The 471-nt window shown below is 50.3% G+C and carries 1 protein-coding gene; it reads left to right on the top strand.

Annotation, left to right across the window (positions count from 1 at the left end):
- The coding region (locus tag IOQ59_RS21065) for an IS256 family transposase (RefSeq protein ID WP_193955450.1) at nt 1-471 on the top strand (471 nt) is incomplete at both ends.

The following is a 471-nucleotide window of genomic DNA, read 5'->3' as shown; positions in this document are numbered from 1 at the left end:
GTCAAAGACATCCTGATCGCTTGTGTTGATGGCCTGAAAGGCTTTCCAGATGCAATCAATACCGCCTTCCCTGAAACACAGATCCAGCTCTGTATCGTCCATATGGTGCGCAACTCAGTTAAGTATGTCCCGTGGAAGGACTACAAGGCTGTTACCGCTGATCTGAAGCTGATTTACCAATCAGTGACGGAAGAGGAAGCCTTGCAGGCACTGGAGCAGTTTGCTGAGCGCTGGGACGATAAGTATCCCCAAATTAGCCGCTCATGGCGCACCCATTGGGAAAATCTGAACACCCTGTTTAACTACCCTCAAGACATTCGTAAAGCGATCTACACGACCAACGCGATTGAGTCTTTGAACAGTGTGATCCGCAAGGCGATCAAGAAACGGAAGTTGTTCCCGACGGACGATGCGGCGAGAAAGGTCGTCTATCTGGCGATCCAGGATGCCTCTAAAAAATGGACCATGCCC

It is taken from the genome of Pontibacterium sinense (genome assembly GCF_015209595.1).
In the GTDB taxonomy this organism is placed as follows: domain Bacteria; phylum Pseudomonadota; class Gammaproteobacteria; order Pseudomonadales; family Balneatricaceae; genus Pontibacterium; species Pontibacterium sinense.
The sequence above is the reverse complement of the archived record's forward strand: the minus strand, read 5'-3'. Positions and strand labels throughout refer to the sequence as shown.